The organism is Seonamhaeicola sp. ML3 (assembly GCF_023273855.1).
In the GTDB taxonomy this organism is placed as follows: domain Bacteria; phylum Bacteroidota; class Bacteroidia; order Flavobacteriales; family Flavobacteriaceae; genus Seonamhaeicola.
In genome coordinates this window covers 1,536,663-1,554,049 of the sequence record NZ_CP096884.1, presented here as the reverse complement: position 1 = coordinate 1,554,049, position 17,387 = coordinate 1,536,663, and the positions used below count along the sequence as shown (strand labels likewise).

12 protein-coding genes are annotated in these 17,387 nt (G+C 34.3%); 5 read left to right on the top strand and 7 right to left on the bottom strand.

From position 1 onward, the window contains the following. Positions 1-5 precede the first annotated feature (5 nt). The 6 genes from M0214_RS07040 to M0214_RS07015 all read right to left on the bottom strand — a co-directional run bounded on the left by M0214_RS07040 (position 6) and on the right by M0214_RS07015 (position 8,876). Positions 6-1,730, bottom strand: a complete 1,725-nt coding sequence (locus tag M0214_RS07040; protein WP_248724759.1) for a caspase family protein — start codon at positions 1,728-1,730, stop codon at positions 6-8. Between the two features lie 19 nt (positions 1,731-1,749). Continuing rightward, positions 1,750-3,723: a caspase family protein gene (locus tag M0214_RS07035; protein WP_248724758.1), complete on the bottom strand. Its 1,974-nt coding sequence runs from the start codon at positions 3,721-3,723 to the stop codon at positions 1,750-1,752. A gap of 7 nt (positions 3,724-3,730) precedes the next feature. Then, entirely contained in the window at positions 3,731-5,143 is a 1,413-nt protein-coding gene (locus M0214_RS07030; RefSeq protein ID WP_248724757.1) for a hypothetical protein, read from the bottom strand. Positions 5,144-5,153: 10 nt separating this feature from the next. After that, entirely contained in the window at positions 5,154-6,566 is a 1,413-nt protein-coding gene (locus tag M0214_RS07025; RefSeq protein ID WP_248724756.1) for an alpha/beta hydrolase, read from the bottom strand. Between the two features lie 55 nt (positions 6,567-6,621). Continuing rightward, complete coding sequence (locus M0214_RS07020) at positions 6,622-8,166, bottom strand: ankyrin repeat domain-containing protein (protein WP_248724755.1); 1,545 nt, start codon at positions 8,164-8,166, stop codon at positions 6,622-6,624. A 359-nt stretch (positions 8,167-8,525) separates the two neighbouring features. Then, entirely contained in the window at positions 8,526-8,876 is a 351-nt protein-coding gene (locus tag M0214_RS07015) for an arsenate reductase family protein (RefSeq protein WP_248724754.1), read from the bottom strand. Positions 8,877-8,949: 73 nt separating this feature from the next. On the opposite strand from M0214_RS07015, the gene M0214_RS07010 reads away from it, so the two are divergent. Continuing rightward, positions 8,950-9,408 (top strand): DinB family protein, encoded by a 459-nt coding sequence (locus M0214_RS07010; protein WP_248724753.1) that lies wholly within the window; start codon positions 8,950-8,952, stop codon positions 9,406-9,408. 9 nt (positions 9,409-9,417) lie between these two features. Here M0214_RS07010 and M0214_RS07005 read toward each other — a convergent pair whose 3' ends face one another. Next, positions 9,418-10,218, bottom strand: coding sequence for a glutamate dehydrogenase (locus M0214_RS07005; RefSeq protein WP_248724752.1), 801 nt, complete (start codon positions 10,216-10,218; stop codon positions 9,418-9,420). A gap of 196 nt (positions 10,219-10,414) precedes the next feature. On the opposite strand from M0214_RS07005, the gene gdhA reads away from it, so the two are divergent. From gdhA to M0214_RS06985, 4 genes are all read left to right on the top strand, one after another. Then, on the top strand, positions 10,415-11,758 hold the full coding sequence (gdhA, locus tag M0214_RS07000; RefSeq protein WP_248724751.1) for an NADP-specific glutamate dehydrogenase: 1,344 nt from the start codon (positions 10,415-10,417) through the stop codon (positions 11,756-11,758). A gap of 114 nt (positions 11,759-11,872) precedes the next feature. Next, positions 11,873-14,215, top strand: coding sequence for a two-component regulator propeller domain-containing protein (locus M0214_RS06995; protein ID WP_248724750.1), 2,343 nt, complete (start codon positions 11,873-11,875; stop codon positions 14,213-14,215). Next, a complete protein-coding gene (gene recO, locus M0214_RS06990; RefSeq protein ID WP_248724749.1) occupies positions 14,215-14,934 on the top strand; it encodes a DNA repair protein RecO in 720 nt (239 codons plus the stop codon). Before M0214_RS06995 ends, recO begins: the two co-directional genes overlap by 1 nt. Before the next feature lie 3 nt (positions 14,935-14,937). Further along, complete coding sequence (locus M0214_RS06985; RefSeq protein ID WP_248724748.1) at positions 14,938-17,349, top strand: TonB-dependent siderophore receptor; 2,412 nt, start codon at positions 14,938-14,940, stop codon at positions 17,347-17,349. Positions 17,350-17,387: the final 38 nt, after the last annotated feature.

Below are 17,387 nucleotides of genomic sequence, written 5' to 3'. Positions count from 1 at the left end.
CGAAACTATTTTACCTTTAGTAGAAAATCTCCACGAGCCTCATGCTTTCCAAATTGTTTCAATATGGGCGTTGTAGCATTCCCTAATAAATAGGAAAACACTCTTCCGGGAGACAAAAATTGCTTTTCACTCTTTAGAGCTTTAATAAGTTTACTTGCAAATGGCGAATGATCTTCAGAATCTTTCCAATAATCAAAAACCTCATATTGCCCCGATGCTAATACAATACGGGAATAATTTTTGTTTTTTTCTTGAATAAAAGCATCTAAACCATTGTCGAACTTGGTCTTTGAGTAGTTTTCTATTGGTAAATCGGCATTGTTTAACTCAAAACTTGCACCATAGCAAACATCAAATATTGAAAACACTTGTTTGCATTTCACCCCATCTAAAATTCGATTCAATTTTGCCATAGACAAATAACTATCTAGAGTAATATCGTCTTCTAAACTATTGCTATCTTTCATTACCAGATAGCCATCTGAAAATGCTTCACTGTAGTATCCATGGCCTGCAACAAAAAACAAAAGTTGATCATTCTCACCTAATTGTTGCTTAAACTGCAAAAAGGCTTTTAAAACCTCATTTTTGTTCTTATTGTAAACTTTGGTTGTTTTTACGTGGTACCTTTCCCTTAAAATGGTCTCAATAACATTGGCATCATTAATTGGATTTTTTAAATTTTCCCAACTGTTTTGGACTTCATTGTAGCTATCTGTTGCCAAGATAAAAGCATAGGTTTCTGAAATCTTATCGTCTACCTTGGTCTCGACTTGTACTTTATTACCTTTGGAGCCCCTGCTATTTTGTCTTTTGTAGTTATTTAAAAGTAACTGTCTATAAAGCCTTTCCTGATAAGAAGCTATGTACTTTCTCGATCTATAAGGACATAGCATTTCCGATCTAGTAAGCCAGAATTCGTATGCATTAAAATCGAAAAAGGCATCCAATATATTACCATTTTCCAAGATATAACTCATCATAAAACCATTTTGCATGCGCTCACCATTACATCTTCCCCCTTCAATTCCCATTTCTTTAGTCGTCAAAATAATTCTATTACGTTCTGAACCTTCAGCTATTAAAGGATTAGACTCAAATAATTCGGTAATTAGATTTTGCCCAAAGGAATTGCCGTTACCAGCCTCAGAGATTATTAATTGGTTTTTACATGGAATTTGCTCCATTAGTTTGGCCAACTCAACCAATGACATAACTTTTGATTTATCAAACTCTGTATATTTGAAGGAACCATTTTCGTATTCATAAGTGAATTCAATATCCTCTAAATAAGGTACAATATAGGTTTGATTATCTTGAGATTCTAGGGAATACCCACTAAACATAAATACAAAATAATCATCTGAAGACGCCTCAGAAATCACTTTTTTAAAAGCTGCTCTTATATTATCTATCGTAGCTTTCTCATCATTAAGCATATGATATTTAACGTCCTTTATATTGTATTGATTAATTCTAGCTCCAGATTTTGATTCTAAGCGTTCATCTGTTTCTCTGTTATCAGAAACCAACTTTTTAATAAGCTGCTGAGAATCTGCTACACATAAATTCAATGGGTTAAGGGTTCCAGAATATTTATTTATCCCAATAGTTAAAGCATAAACATCTTGAGGTTTGTAACCTCTTCTATCAATAGGGTTAATCTTTTGCCCGAAGAGATTCGAACTTATAAATAATATTAAAAACAAACACCAAGTTCTTCTCATCATTATATTTTTTATAACAACCCTATTTCCTAATTATCTCATACACAAACTCGGTACTAAAACCATCTATTCTTCCACTTACCTTTTTCGCCTTTGGACCTCTAGATTGGGAATAACTATTTGCTAAAAATTGTTCTAAAGGATTAGATGCACTTCTGGTACTCTCTTCACCCCTGGTTTCAACGGTTGATTGAAAATTAATTGGAGAGGATGTTGCAAATCCCTTTAAAATGAGTTTTTCGTAAGGTGGACCAAAAGAGAAAATACAATCTTTAAAAATCATGCTTTTACCCGGTGCTAACTTCCTTTCATCATTATTTAAAGTACAATTATCATTGGGCATAAACGGGAATATCTCTCCTTTTGAATTAATCTCAATAATACTAAAATAAAGCGGTTTTTCACTCTTGTTCGTAACCTGCAAAACCACATGATCTATGTCTTCTTTGACTTGAAAAGTTCCATTGTCGTTAGTCAATGTCGAAGCATCTTTTAATTCACCAACCTCATCGGTAAGTATATCAAATTCAATAGGAATCAATTTGAATTCGAATTCGTAATTGTAATTTTTGAATTCTAAGTTTTTTAAATATTGCCCTTGTGCAAAAGCAAAAAGTTTTTGGTTAATATCTTCTATAGTAGTTGCGCCTCTGGTATCTGCATCTGCATCTATGTCTCCCAATCCGTTAATAGACTTTAATGTTATTTGGTCTTCAACATGACTCAAAACCACATCTGCTGAATCTATTTTCTTAACTACTTGCCCTAAACTTTTATCAGATAAAAAATTGGTTACTCCATTCACTATCTTTTTATCCTTAACAGTCCTATCAAAATAAACATCTACGGCTATATCGCCATAAGAAAGCTTATCTATAAACACCCAATAGTTTTTTTCATTGAAATCTTCTAGGGGTGTATCTAACTTAATAATGGATTCATTAAACTTTGATAGTGTTATAACCCCTTTAGTGATGATATTTTCCTCTTCAACTTTTGTTGTTCCAGATGGCAAAACATGAACTGTTGTATTTTTGAATACCCCATGTATTTTACCTGCCTGAATCTTTATAACATCTTCTCTCGGAACTGATTTTACTTTAAAAAAGGGCTGTTGCTTAACATACTGGTTATTGAATAGCTGAACATTTAAATCGCCCTCAATGGTTGGGTTCTGCTTAGGTGAAATCACGTTCATTTGACTTTCAATTTTCGCAAACAACTGATTGTATGAAAAGTTACTTCCTAAACTACTCATGGCTTTAGAAAACGCATAACTCAAAGAACCGGTTCCTTTATACTCATAGTTCAACTCATTAGCCGAGGCTCCCGAAATTAATACAAAAGGTGCAGCATTATCACTGAGTTTTTCTTTAGAGTTTTCGGTCATATCACTTCCCGATACATCGCCATCTTTTTTGGGCTCCCAATCTGCCGGGGCAAAAACAGCGGCACTTCCTCTAGCTTTTCCGCCTCTTGTACTAGACCCAGAGTGGCAACTATCTAGAAGCAATAACAACTGCCCTTTAGCACTTAATATATTTCTGAATTTCGTAATATAATTGCCCAATTCGTCATCGCGTAAGTGACGTTCGCCTTTATAATTGTTATTGTATTTTACCCAAGCATCATAAGGTACAAGAGCCTCATCTTTACCATCAATTTCCTCATCATTATTATCGAAAATCTGTTGACCATGACCTGAGTAATGAATCACAACAATATCCTCTGGCCCTACTTTACGCAACAAATCATCCAGAGCCCCAATAATACCTTTATAGGTGGCCTGCTCGTCGATTAATACCGTTATGTTGTCTTCAGAAAAATTTTGATTTAAAAGGGTAGACTTTATTAAAGGCACATCGTTAACCGAACTGATACTACTCCAACCTGTTTTTTTAGGATAGTTGCCAACAGCAACTATTAAGGCATATTTTTCAGCATAAATAAACTGAAAGCTAAAACATAAGCACAATAGTAAAACTAACTTTTTCATAATCTTATTAATTTAAATCGAACAGGCTAAACGAGATTCCGAAAAAGTATCCGAAATCGTAAACATCTTTGGTAAAGTTATCTACACTTCCAAAGGTTGTGGTGTCTCCAACTTCTAATCCGTTTGTTAACTTAGTTACTGGTCCGTATGCCAACCCTCCAGACACAGATAATCTACTCTTACTTCCAAAATGTAGCGAAGGACCTAAAAGAAAATTAACGCCTTTTACATTACTATCTCCTGAAATTGGGATAGACAGACCAAAAGAACCTCCTATGTTAAAATGTTCTCCGGTATAAGGGTAGAAATTGATCATTGTACTTAAATTTGGTGTGAAGAAGTCGTTATCGTCTGCTCCAATAACGCCATTTTCATCAACATAGTAATCTTTAGATTTAGACCCAAAATTATTGAGCGTTAGTGCTACACCGGTATTGATTTTAAAACCTCCTTTAGAGTATAGCTTAATATTTCGTGTTTTAAGTGTACTTCCTGTGTTGGCACTACTTGCATTCTGAGCAAATACACTTTGAACGAATTTAACCTCTATATTCACCTTGTCGGCTTCAATTTGATAATCGTATGTTCTACTAAAATCGGAAGCCTCTAACATGGTGTAAAGCGACTTTACTTTTTTCAAATCCTCTACGGTTTGAATAGTCGATTGATTTAAAACAGTCATTAAATTTTGTAAATCACTTACCAGATAATTCCGTTCAATCAGCTCACCTCGAGATAAGGCTTCGTTGCCTTCCTTAAGTTCTTGATCAACTTCTTTAGACATTGAATTAATATTCGTTTGAAGATCTGCTTTATCCTCTTGAACAATTTTTTCTAGTTGGGTAAGAAATACATAAAAGTTTTCATTTGGATCGGGTAATCTGGCATCCTGTTGTAATCCAGCAGTCTCCATTACATTGTTTACTATATCCTCTTTACTTAAATTCGGATTAAGTAGGTTAGACATAATTGTTGTTTTTAAAGCCGCAACATTGGCCGTTTTTTCATTTAAATCTGAAAAACCGTTAGAGATACCGTCTCCTCTGGAACCTGCCTTAAACATATCACCAGCTGGAAGATTAGCTACATTTAAGTTTAGGTTATCACTTGAAAATGTGTTTATACCCCCAAGCAAAGAACTAAAGTTAAAACCGCTACCCGATTGATGGATTTCCTCCTCTTTTACATCGGTTTCCACATCTACAGCAAATGGGTTTACGTTTTTTAATTGAATTTCAACTAAACTACTGCGCTTTATCTTTGGGTTTTCCAGAGTATCTACAACCTTATAACTTTTATCTAACTTGTAGTACGAAATATTCTCTGTAGTATAATCGTAAACCACCTTATACTTATCTTGAGAACTACCCAATACAGGCATTAATAGAAGAACTATGAGAATTGAAAAAATAGATTTCATATGTTAGTTTTTAATTTTTAACGCGCCAATAGATTTCACCAGAAAGTTTCATTAATTTAAGACGTTCTCTATTTAGCGCACGCTTTCCTGATTTTATAATATCGAATATATCTGAAATAATAGTATTGGTGTCTGCGAAGTAAGAATGGCTCAAAAAACTGGTATCGATACCAGAAGCATCGATAGTTTCTACACCCTTGACAATAACCAAGCGCTCGCCCGAATCTCCTGCTCTTGGATTACCATGAAGTACTTTAGAAGCTTTTAAAGCCAAATCATCAGACGACACATATAACGTAATTGGTTTCTGAACTTTCGTTGCCATTTTAGGAGCAATGTCGTTTTTAAAAACATCGGCATCTATATCTGGAGCGGCCAAGATTATCTCTTTTATGTTCTTTCGTAAATGAGGCTTTTCGTTCATGAGCTCAATAATTGCTTTTGTTAGACCTCGATTACCCATGCTATGGGCAACTAAATAAATATCTTCAGCACCAGATTTTGAAATATAATCTTCTAAGAAATTTGTAATGTTGTAGCGTGCCCATTCTATATTGGCCTCATCTCTAGGATATTTAAACATAGAAGCTTGCGATGGCCAACTGTAGAAAACGGGTTTGCCCTCAAATAATAAGTCGTGTGATATTTGAGCCGTACGTTTGGCAGCCTCACTAAACGATGTGTTATAGCCATGAACAAACAAAAAGGTACTTTTGTTTTTCGAGGCTTTTATGTCTTTAGATAGGGACCTGAAGAACTTATCTTTTTCTAACATATCTATATCTTGAATCATGATATGTTTTGATGGGTCTTCAGAGAATTCCAATTTCCAGATAGAAGGACTTTCTACTTTGCCTAAATCATGATTTAACGGAATACTAATCTCGCAAATACCATATTTTAAATGAGACCGTTTTACACCAAAAGCTTCATTTAAGTTTTTAGTATCCACCTTATTTCTATCTGTTGCAAAATAAACCGGCAACTTTACATACTCCGATTTTTCTGAAGTCTCTTCACCCCTAACACGCTGTTCAACATGCTTGAGGCAAAAGGCATAAAACTGCTCCTGTTCTCCTGAACTATTGGTGTATACAACGGTAATTTTTAAATCAACTCCCGTTTTAAAGGCTCTTATTGAAAGTAACCAAAATTCTAAATCGAAACTATTGAAAGCATCTATGCTATCAAATATTTTGTTCTTAAAGTTAACTTCAATGTAAACCTTAACATCACTAGGGTCTTCATTAGTACGTTGTGTTAATTTTAATCCTCTAAAATCAGTTTGATTGCTTAAACAATTTCCAGATTCAACCAATTCGTCATTATTCCATGAATACGCATTGCCTGTTTGAGCAAAACCGGAATTGGTAATGAATAATACCAGAATGACAGCAAAAATTACAAGTTGTTTTTGTTTCAAAACCTGAATAAATTATATTAATTCAAAAACTAAACTTAGGCCTTAGGGAGTCCCTTTACTTTTGTTGTTTTCGTATTTTCTTTAAATATTTTTGGGCCGCTTTATTTTTATACTTTTTGGCAATGTGTTCTGGTCTTTTACCATCTTTATTTTTAGCACCAGCGCTTACACCTTTAGATACTATTTTGCGCAAAAGCGACATATCGCCTTTAGATGCCGCAATGTGTAAGAGGTTATTGCCACTGTAATCTGTAGCATTTACATTCCAACCATTATCCAACATGGTATACACCATATCGTAATTTCCATTCTTAAACGCCTTGACCATTAACGATGATGCTTTGCTACTATTCGCATTATAAGGGATGTCTAGACCCAATAAATAAGATAACATAGCTATATTGCTGTTGTTTATGGCCTGATTTATCAAGCTTTCTCCGTAAACATCTATATTATCTTTTTTTGATTTGGAAATAATCTGCTTTAATGCCTCTAGATTATTGTACTTGGCTGCTATCAATTCTAAACGTCCTCGTTTTTTTGTATAGGCATGGTCTACCATCCATGAATAAATAAGCCATGACCTAAGACGACCTTTTAAATTGTTTTTTATGGCATATTCAATATTTTCATAAATCGCTCTGTGCAGTATATCATAAGGAACCGATGTAATACGATGTGCCTGTGCTCCCGCTGTAAAATAAGCGCTGTAGAACTCTACTGTTTTTATACAATCGCAAACCTCATCGTATTTATAATCTCCTGTAAATGTACCATTTTGTCCTTGTGTAACAGCACCTCGCACATGTATGCCTTCTATAAAACCATTGGTATTGAAAACAGGCCCACCTGAGTTACCTGGAAAGGTATCTATACTATTCTTGAACCAAGTGGGTTTACTGTCGTCTACGACTTTAGCATTATCCGCATATTTTAAAGGTAGTCCCGTAGGGCTTCCTATGGTGTTTACTTTAGAATAAAGCCCAACCTTACCACTAGTCCTGAATCTGTAAGGTGCTCTTTCAGATTTTCTATTTAACCTTAAAAATGAATAATCATCGACTGTTCTATCATCCAATTTAGCACGAATAACTTCTGTTACCTCATAAACATTTTTAGGGTCGATTTCAATGTACTTGAATGCTTTATTGTATTTCAACTCGTTAGTATAATCGAATACCCAAACAAAATCTTTAGCATCCTTTAACTCCTTGATACAATGCCCTGCTGTTGCCAAGATATCTGGTGCAATTAAAAAGCCCGTACACATGGCACTTGTAGGCTGATCTAAAAACTTAATATTATCATCGAAATTCGAGCTTTTAAAACGAAATTTAAGCAATTCGCGTAGCGTGTAACCATAAACCCTATTGCCAACAATATCTTTTTTATTGATCATAACGGCCGTTGCTCTTACAAAATCTGCTATGCCGTTGGCATCTTTTACTTCTTTACGATCGTCTGTCCCGTAGACGCCTCTTGGCATCTCAACACCCGTTTCTTCAAAAGGATATTGTAAAGGCGGTTCTTTATCTTGAGACCAAACAGAATTTATTACAAATAATAGGGATATGGATAGGGATATAAAAACCTTTTTCATGTGTTAGGATTAATTTAAGAGTTTAACAATAGCATTGGATTTTAAATATAACAAATTTTAACATATGCAATTCGTTCACATGCTTAATGTTACAATAAATCTCCTAATAAAATTCAATAACTGTACCAATCGAATAAACGGTATGGGCACATGCTCTAAAAAATAATCTTTGAAGCTATCTTTAACTCAAGTGTACAAAGCATTTTAAAAAACTTGAAAAAAATAAAAATAATTATCTGAAGACTAATTATTTATCGATTAAAAACCATTTTTTCATACCTAAGTTGATATTAAATTGTGCTGTTTGCGCACCAGTATGAAACTGTTAAAATTATGGTCAATCAAGGAAGAAGAACAACTTAGCTTAAAGCATGTTTTACAGCTTCAATATTTTTTTTTGAATTCCCAATAAAAATCTTTTCATCAATAATAAAAACTGGTCGGCTTAAAAACGTATAGTGTTCAAGAATATAATACCTAAAATCCTTTTCTGAGAGGGTTTGGTCTTTTAAGCCCATCTCTTTGTATAGTTTAGAACGCTTACTAAACAAAGCTTCGTAACTTCCCGAAAGCGCATACATCTCGTCCAACTGTCCAGTTGTTATAGGTTCAGCCTTTATATCCTGTAAAATAAACTCTGATGAAAGATTCAGTTCCTTTAAAATTCTTGTACATGTATTACATGTTTTCAGATAATATACTTTTTTCATTGGGTAAACTATTTAAAACAAAAATAAGCTCAATTCTATCATTTCAACTATATTTATCCCAAAAATAAATATCATGGCTTTCCCTTTAGAAGTATTACAGAATACACGAAAATCTTTCAAAAAAATATTAGAAAACACCTCTCTTGAAAACTTAAATAAAATCCCCAATGGTTCTAAGAATAATATTATTTGGAACATAGGACATATTCTTGTTACTGAGCAACTATTGGCACACAGACTGTCTGGTTTAAAACCTATGGTAAGTGATGACCTTATAGAAAAATATAAAAAGGGATCACAGCCCGAAGGTCCTGTAGACCAACAGGAAGTAAACCTAATTAAAGACCTGCTTGAAACTACGGTTAAAAATACCTCGGAGCTTTACAGTAAAGAATCATTCAAAAATTTTAAAGAATATACGGTTTCAACTACGGGAAATACTTTAACCAATATTGATGAGGCTCTTCAATTTATACTATTTCACGAAGGCATGCATTTGGGAATCGTTATGTCACAGCTTAAAGTATTGTAACTAATTACTTTAAAGGTAAACGATATAACCAACGTTTAACCAAACTAACCAATCGTTGAATTTATTGGATTCTAGTTGGTGATTCAGACCATCTACCCAGTCACTAAAGTAGTACTGCCATCTTAAATCCAGTAATAAATCGGAGTATTCTGTGACCTTATAACGCATACCTACACTTGTTACCACAGACCATGTGCTTCCTGGATTAACGTTTACCGAACCTGGAGCCCAACCCGAATAAAAATTACTAGCATCTGTAATATCTCCAATCGCCATTGGATCCGGATTAGCATAGGTGGTAGTAGCCTTTGGCGTATAAGAAGTGTAATGAACACCTAAGCTCACATAGGGTGCAACTCTGTAAGCAAATGCTTGAAATGAACGAATACTTAAAGGAAAAAACTCTAATTGTGTACCTATATCGAGATTATTAGATACCCCTGTATGTCCACGTAACTGATTTGCATTCACAGAAGTTCTGCTTGGGTCCACTAATGTTCCAAAATGCTCTAGATTTGTTCTATTCCATGATATTTCATTTCTTATTTTAAAATGATCATTAAAATAAGTATCTGTAGAGTAACAATTACAATCGGCTCTTATAGAGAAATTTATATAGTGCACAATACCGACACCAAAGCCCGAGTTACCAAAATTTGTTTCGGTTTCATCTCTTAGTCCAAAATCTGATCGCATTTGCAAGGGACCGGTAATAACTCCTAATTCATGAGAAAAGCCTAATTGTGCACTTGCCTTAAAACAAAGTATAAGCAAGCATAATGTTGAAGCTAAGTGTTTCAAGTTAAGCATAATAAGGTGTCATTTTTGGAGGCATCTATTTAGAACAAATATATAAAAACCCATGTAACAATCAAATATCTGTAACTTTAACGAATATTTAAAAAAATAAATATTGCGAAATTCTAAAAAAAACAACATATTTTTTACATATAATGTATATTTGTTTTAAAATGCTATGTTTTTTTCAAAATAAAAAATTATACGTATGAAAAGTATTATTGATGAATTTTTAGATCACGTTAAAAGTAGAAATCCCAATGAACCTGAGTTTATACAAGCAGTAGAAGAAGTTGCAGAAACTGTAATACCTTATATAGTTAAGCATGATATTTACTACGGAAAGAATATATTACTAAGAATGGTAGAACCCGAACGCGTTGTAACTTTTAGAGTGTGTTGGGTTGACGACTCTGGTGAAATTAGAGTCAACAGAGGTTATAGAATTCAAATGAACTCGGCTATAGGCCCTTACAAAGGTGGTTTACGTTTTCATCCATCTGTTAACCTTAGTATTCTTAAGTTTTTAGCTTTCGAACAGGTATTTAAAAACAGTCTTACAACACTGCCTATGGGCGGTGGAAAAGGAGGAAGTGATTTCAACCCCAAAGGAAAAAGTGATAACGAAATCATGCGCTTCTGCCATGCTTTTATGAGTGAACTATTTAGGCACATTGGGCACAACACAGATGTTCCTGCTGGTGATATTGGTGTGGGCGCAAGAGAAATAGGGTTTCTTTTTGGTATGTACAAGAAAATAAGCAACGGTTTTACCGGAGTTTTAACAGGCAAGGGCTTGTCTTGGGGTGGATCTAAAATTAGACCCGAAGCTACAGGTTATGGGACTGTTTATTTTGCAGAAAACATGCTAAAAACCAAAAATGACTCCATAAAAGATAAAAATGTGGTCATCTCTGGCTCTGGAAATGTGGCACAGTATGCGGCCGAAAAAGTCATTCAATTGGGAGGTAAAGTTCTAACACTTTCAGATTCTTCTGGATTTATATACGACAAAGATGGTATCGATGCAGAAAAGTTGGCCTTTGTAATGGAATTGAAGAATGTAAAACGAGGTAGGATAAAAGCATATGTTGAAAAATTTCCAAAAGCGGAATATCACGAAGGAAAAACACCATGGGCCGTAAAGTGCGATATTGCTTTGCCTTGTGCTACCCAAAACGAACTCACTGAAAAAGATGCTAGTACCCTGTTAAAGAATGGGTGTACTTGTGTAAGCGAAGGCGCCAATATGCCATCTACTAATGGAGCTATTAATGCATTTCACAAGGCAAAAATTTTATTTGCACCAGGTAAAGCTTCTAATGCAGGTGGTGTAGCTACATCTGGTCTAGAAATGACTCAAAATTCGCTAAGATTTAACTGGACTAGAGAGGAGGTAGACCTTAAACTCAAAGAGATTATGGCTAATATCCACGACTCTTGTATTGAATATGGCAAGGAAGAAGATGGTTACATAGACTATGTGAAAGGCGCTAATATCGCTGGTTTTGTTAAAGTAGCAGATGCTATGTTAGCACAGGGTATCGTGTAAACTTTCAAATTATGTATTAGAAAAGCTTCCCTAAAAGGAAGCTTTTTTTGTTTAGGTATATTTTTGAAGAGAAAAATACGTTAGTCATAAATATATCTTAATTTTGGAAAATATATGAAAAAAGTACGCTCTACGCTTTTATTCCTTTTCTTAACCTTGGTAGTTTCTAGTCAGGACTTTTCCTCTAAATGGACTGGTCATTTTTCTTATTTCGAGATAACCGAAATCACAACTGGTGGAGATAAAATTTATGCTGCCGCAGATAATGCTGTTTTTAGCTATGATACTCTAACGAATACCATTGAAGAATTCAATACCATAAATGGCCTGTCTGGAGAAAGTATATCTACATTATACTATAGTGAGACTTATGAATTACTCATTATAGGATACGAAAACGGTTTAATAGAAATCTTTTTCGATAATGGTGATGATGTTTTATCTGTTGTAGATATTATTGAAAAAACTACCATACCTCCAACCAGTAAAAGAATAAATCACTTTTTTTCTTATGAAAACGTTATTTATATATCTACCAACTTTGGGATTTCTGTTTTCGATTTGGAAAAAATGGAATTTGGCGATACCTACATCATTGGCGATAACGGAAGCCAAATACCAGTAAATCAAACCGTGGTTTTTAATAATACTATTTACGCTGCTTGTCCCAATGGAAATGGTCTTAGAAAGGCCCAAGTAGACAACCCTAATTTGATTAATTTTCAAAATTGGCAAGTACTCTTCCCTGGTAGCTTTCTTTTTTTAGAAGCTAATAGCAATCAGTTATTTACTATAAATACAAACCGAAACGTTTACGATATTACCAATGAAACCTTAAACCAACTTTTTTCGTATCCAGACGTTCCTTTAAGCTTAAAAGCATCAGAGGAGTATATAACTGTAACAACCAGAAATACAGGTTATGTTTATGATTCCAACTTAAATCTCATTAACGAAATACCTGTTGTCTCAGATTATTTAACCCAATATGTTTCAACATTAGTGGTTAATGAAAATATATACATAGGAACTACAGACTTTGGACTCTTAAAAACAAGTATAAATAACCCCATTTCTTTTGAGAGTATTCATCCAGATGGTCCTCTAATGAACATCCCATTTTCATTACAAACAGACAGCGAGGGTGTTTGGGTTACCTATGGAGAATACGATATTTTTTATAATCCATACCCATTAAACGATAGAGGTTTTAGTCGGCTTAAAAATGGGGAATGGTTAAACACACCTTATAGTGATGTCATTGAGGCTAAATGCCTTAACAATATTGCTATAAATCCTAACAATAACAACCAAGCCTTTATTAGTTCATTCTTTAGTGGCCTACTTGAAGTAAATGAAGATATTCCTACCAACCTTTTTAATGAACAAAATAGTGGCTTAGAATCTTTAATATTGCCTAATGACCCCAACTATGTAGATATAAGAGTTGGTGCGTCTGCATTTGATAATAGTGGTGTTTTATGGGTTACTACAGGGTTAGTTGACAACCACCTTAAGTCCTACAACCCAAGAAACAACCAGTGGCAGTCCTTTTCCTTAGATGAAATAATCACAGATCCTTTTGACAATAATGGTTTTGGGGATATTGTTATTTCTGAAGATGGCACAAAATGGCTGGGGTCTTATGAATTTGGTCTTATTGGTTTTTCAAATACAGGAAATACCCAAATAAAAAATTTAGCGACCGAAGAGCAAAATATGCCTACAGAATATGTGAAAGCGTTGGCTCTTGATAATAGAAATAACTTGTGGATAGGAACCCTTGAAGGTCTTCGCGTTTTGTTTAATACTTCGAATTTTTTCGAAGATGAAAACACAAGGGTTGAGAACATTATAATCGAAGAAGATGGTATTGCCAAGGAACTTCTATTTCAACAATTTATAACCGATATAAAGGTAGATGGATCCAACAATAAATGGGTAGGAACAGCAGACTCTGGTCTATTCTACTTTTCTCCAAATGGACAAAATACCATTTTCCATTTCACAAAAAACAACTCTCCATTACCTTCTGATGCCATAAATGACATATCGCTAGACGATGCAAATGGCATAGTCTATATAGCAACGAGCAAGGGCCTTGTTTCTTTTAAATCTGGAGGGTCAAATCCTTTTGAGGATCTCACCAACGCCTATGCCTATCCAAACCCTGTAAGGCCTGGTTTTAATATTGTTGATGATAGAGTAAAAATCAAGGATATTTCAGAAAATGTAAATATTAAAATAACGGATATAGAAGGTAACTTAGTTGCCGAAGCTCAATCTAGAGTGAATCAGCGCTACAGAGGTTTCAATCTCGAGATAGATGGTGGCACCGCTTTCTGGAATGGTAAAAACCTCGCTAATAATGTAGTAGCTTCGGGTGTGTATTTAATAATGCTTTCCGACTTAGACACCTTAGAAACTAGAGTCATTAAATTAATGGTCGTAAGGTAATGCTAACCGCTACTAAAGCCATTGTTTTATCTAAAATAAAATATAAAGATTACGATCTTATCGTAAAATGCTATACAGAACAATACGGCATATTGAGCTTTATAATTAAAGGGGTTTTAAGAAGTAAAAAAGGGAATGCTAAAGCAGCGTATTATCAATTATTATCCAATTTACAACTTGTTATTCAATACAAAAACAATCGTTCGCTTCAAACCATTAAAGAAACTAAACCAAATTACATTTATTCTAATTTACATTCCAATGTCCTGAAAAGTTCTATTGTGATGTTTTTGGCAGAAATTCTATCTAGTGCTTTACAGGAGGAAGAACAAAACGAGACGTTATTTAGCTATATCGAAACAACCCTGTTATGGCTGGATTCACATTCAGACTATGCAAACTTTCATTTACTGTTTTTATTAAACCTTACCAAATATCTAGGATTCTACCCAGACACAAGTAACATAGAATGTGATTTCTTTAACCTCAATGAGGGAATATTTGAATTTGAAAAAACTAATAAATATTGCATTTCGGGCGATAATTTAACACTCTTAAAAACACTCTTAGGCACAACATTTGATAAACTTTCTAATGTAAAGATCAATTCACAACAAAGACAGTCGTTTTTAAATATGATTTTGCTATATTTTGAACTACATTTGGGTAATTTTAAACACCCAAAGTCGCTAAAAATATTTAATCAGGTTTTTAATTAAAACATGAAGTTTTTTTGTTCCATTTTCTTCTTTTTGGCTTTTTTAAATATTCAGGCTCAAAACATTAAAGTTCTAAACAATATTACCAAAGAGCCTATTGTTAATGTGGCCATTTACAATATCGATAAGTCTAAAAGTATTGTAACTAATTTTAGAGGCGAGGCAGATATTAGCGAATTTACAGATACCGAGTTTATTTACTTTAAACACTTATCGCACATCCAAAAAAAGCTAACCAAACAAGAATTAGGGACTCTTAAAATAATATACCTAGAATCGAATACTCAAGGGCTAAACCAGATTGTAATTTCGGCTTCAAAATTTGAACAGCATAAAAAAGATATCCCACAAAAAATCGTAAACATCAATGCAAAAGATGTACTGTTTACGAACCCTCAAACAAGTGCAGATTTATTAGAAAGAACAGGAAACGTTTTTATTCAGAAAAGCCAACTTGGCGGGGGAAGTCCCATGATAAGGGGATTCTCTACAAATAGACTTTTAATTACAGTTGATGGCGTTAGAATTAACAATGCCATATTTAGAGGTGGCAATCTACATAATGTAATTGCCATCGACCCTTTTTCAATTCAAAATACCGAAGTCACTCTTGGAGCTGGCTCGGTAATTTATGGTAGTGATGCCATTGGAGGTGTAATGAGTTTTTACACCCAAAAACCACAATTATCCTATAACGATTCATTAATTACCCAAGCCAATATAATAACACGATATGCCAGTGCAAACAATGAAAAAACAGGACACTTCGATATTGGTTTTGGTTTAAAAAAATGGGGCTTTAAAACACAAATTACCTATTCAGAATTTGGAGACTTAAAAATGGGTAAGCATGGACCAAATGATTATTTGAGACCGGAATTTGTGATTACTAATGCTACTGGTGATCAAGTAATTGCAAATAACGATTGGCGAGATCAAAAGTTCACAGGTTACAACCAACTTAATTTAATGCAAAAGTTTGTTTATGAACCCGTAAAAAACCTAAGCTTTGATTTAGGCCTCTATTTTTCCTCAACATCAGATATCCCAAGATACGACCGACTTGTTAGGTACAATAATGACAATAATTTACGTTCTGCAGAATGGAATTATGGTCCCCAACAATGGTTTATGTCTAATTTCCAAGTAACCAAACTAAGCAGCCGCTCTAACCTTTATGATAAAATTAAAACCACGGTATCCTTTCAAAATTTTAAGGAAAGTAGAAAGGATAGAAATTATCAATCGCAAATCCGTAATATAAGAGAAGAATCTGTTAATGCTTATTCCTTTAATCTAGACCTGGAAAAAAGATTAAGTCATAAAATCCAATTTTTTTACGGTGCCGAATATGTGTATAACAAAGTAAAGTCTCTGGGTCTAGAAGAAAACATCTCTACTAATGAGACTGCAACAGCTGTGTCTCGATACCCAAATGGATCTAGTTGGCAATCTGCCGCAGTTTATGGAAGTATTAAATATAAGCCTAACCCTAAGTTCGTTTTTCAATCTGGACTTCGATTAAATCATGTTGCCTCAAGGGCAGATTTCACTGGCAATAACGTTTTTTTAAACCTACCTTTCAACAGTTCAAAAAATGACGCAAGCGCACTAACCGGAACTGCGGGAATTAGCTGGAGTCCTAATCCTACCATTCAATGGAAACTTAATGCATCGTCTGCCTTTAGAGCTCCAAATATTGACGATATAGGTAAAGTATTCGATTCAGAACCAGGCGCTGTTGTTATCCCCAATGAGTTTTTAAGACCTGAATATGCTTATGGAGGAGAACTCGGATTAAAGCTAGACTTTAATAATAAACTTGTTCTGGACATGAGCTCATACTATACCTATCTAGACAATGCTCTTGTAAGACGAAATTACTCCCTAAATGGAGCAAATGAAATTATTTACGATGGAGAACTAAGTACTGTACAAGCCATTCAAAATGCTTCTAAGGCTTGGATTTATGGTTTTGAAGTAGGGTTAAAAATGACCATTAGCAATTATCTTAATTTAACATCGCAATACAGTATTATTGGAGGCACAGAAGATGCTGGGGCCATTGAAGTACCCATTAGGCACGTCGCACCTAATTTTGGAAACACGCACCTTGTTTGGAGCAACAAATCGCTTAAAATTGATGCCTTCTTAAATTATAATGATGAACTGAGCTTTAACCAGCTTGCGCCATCTGAAATTCAGAAAGATTATATTTACGCTAAAGATGCAAACGGGAACCCTTACAGCCCATCTTGGTATACCCTAAACCTTAGAGGTCAGTATCAGCTCACGCCTTTTACCTCACTCATGATTTCACTTGAAAATATCACCAACCAAAGGTATAGAACCTACTCATCGGGTATTACTGCCCCGGGCAGAAACCTAATTCTATCCTTAAAATATGTACTATAAAAAAAGCCCTGCGAATATGCAGGGACTTTCTATTTGTC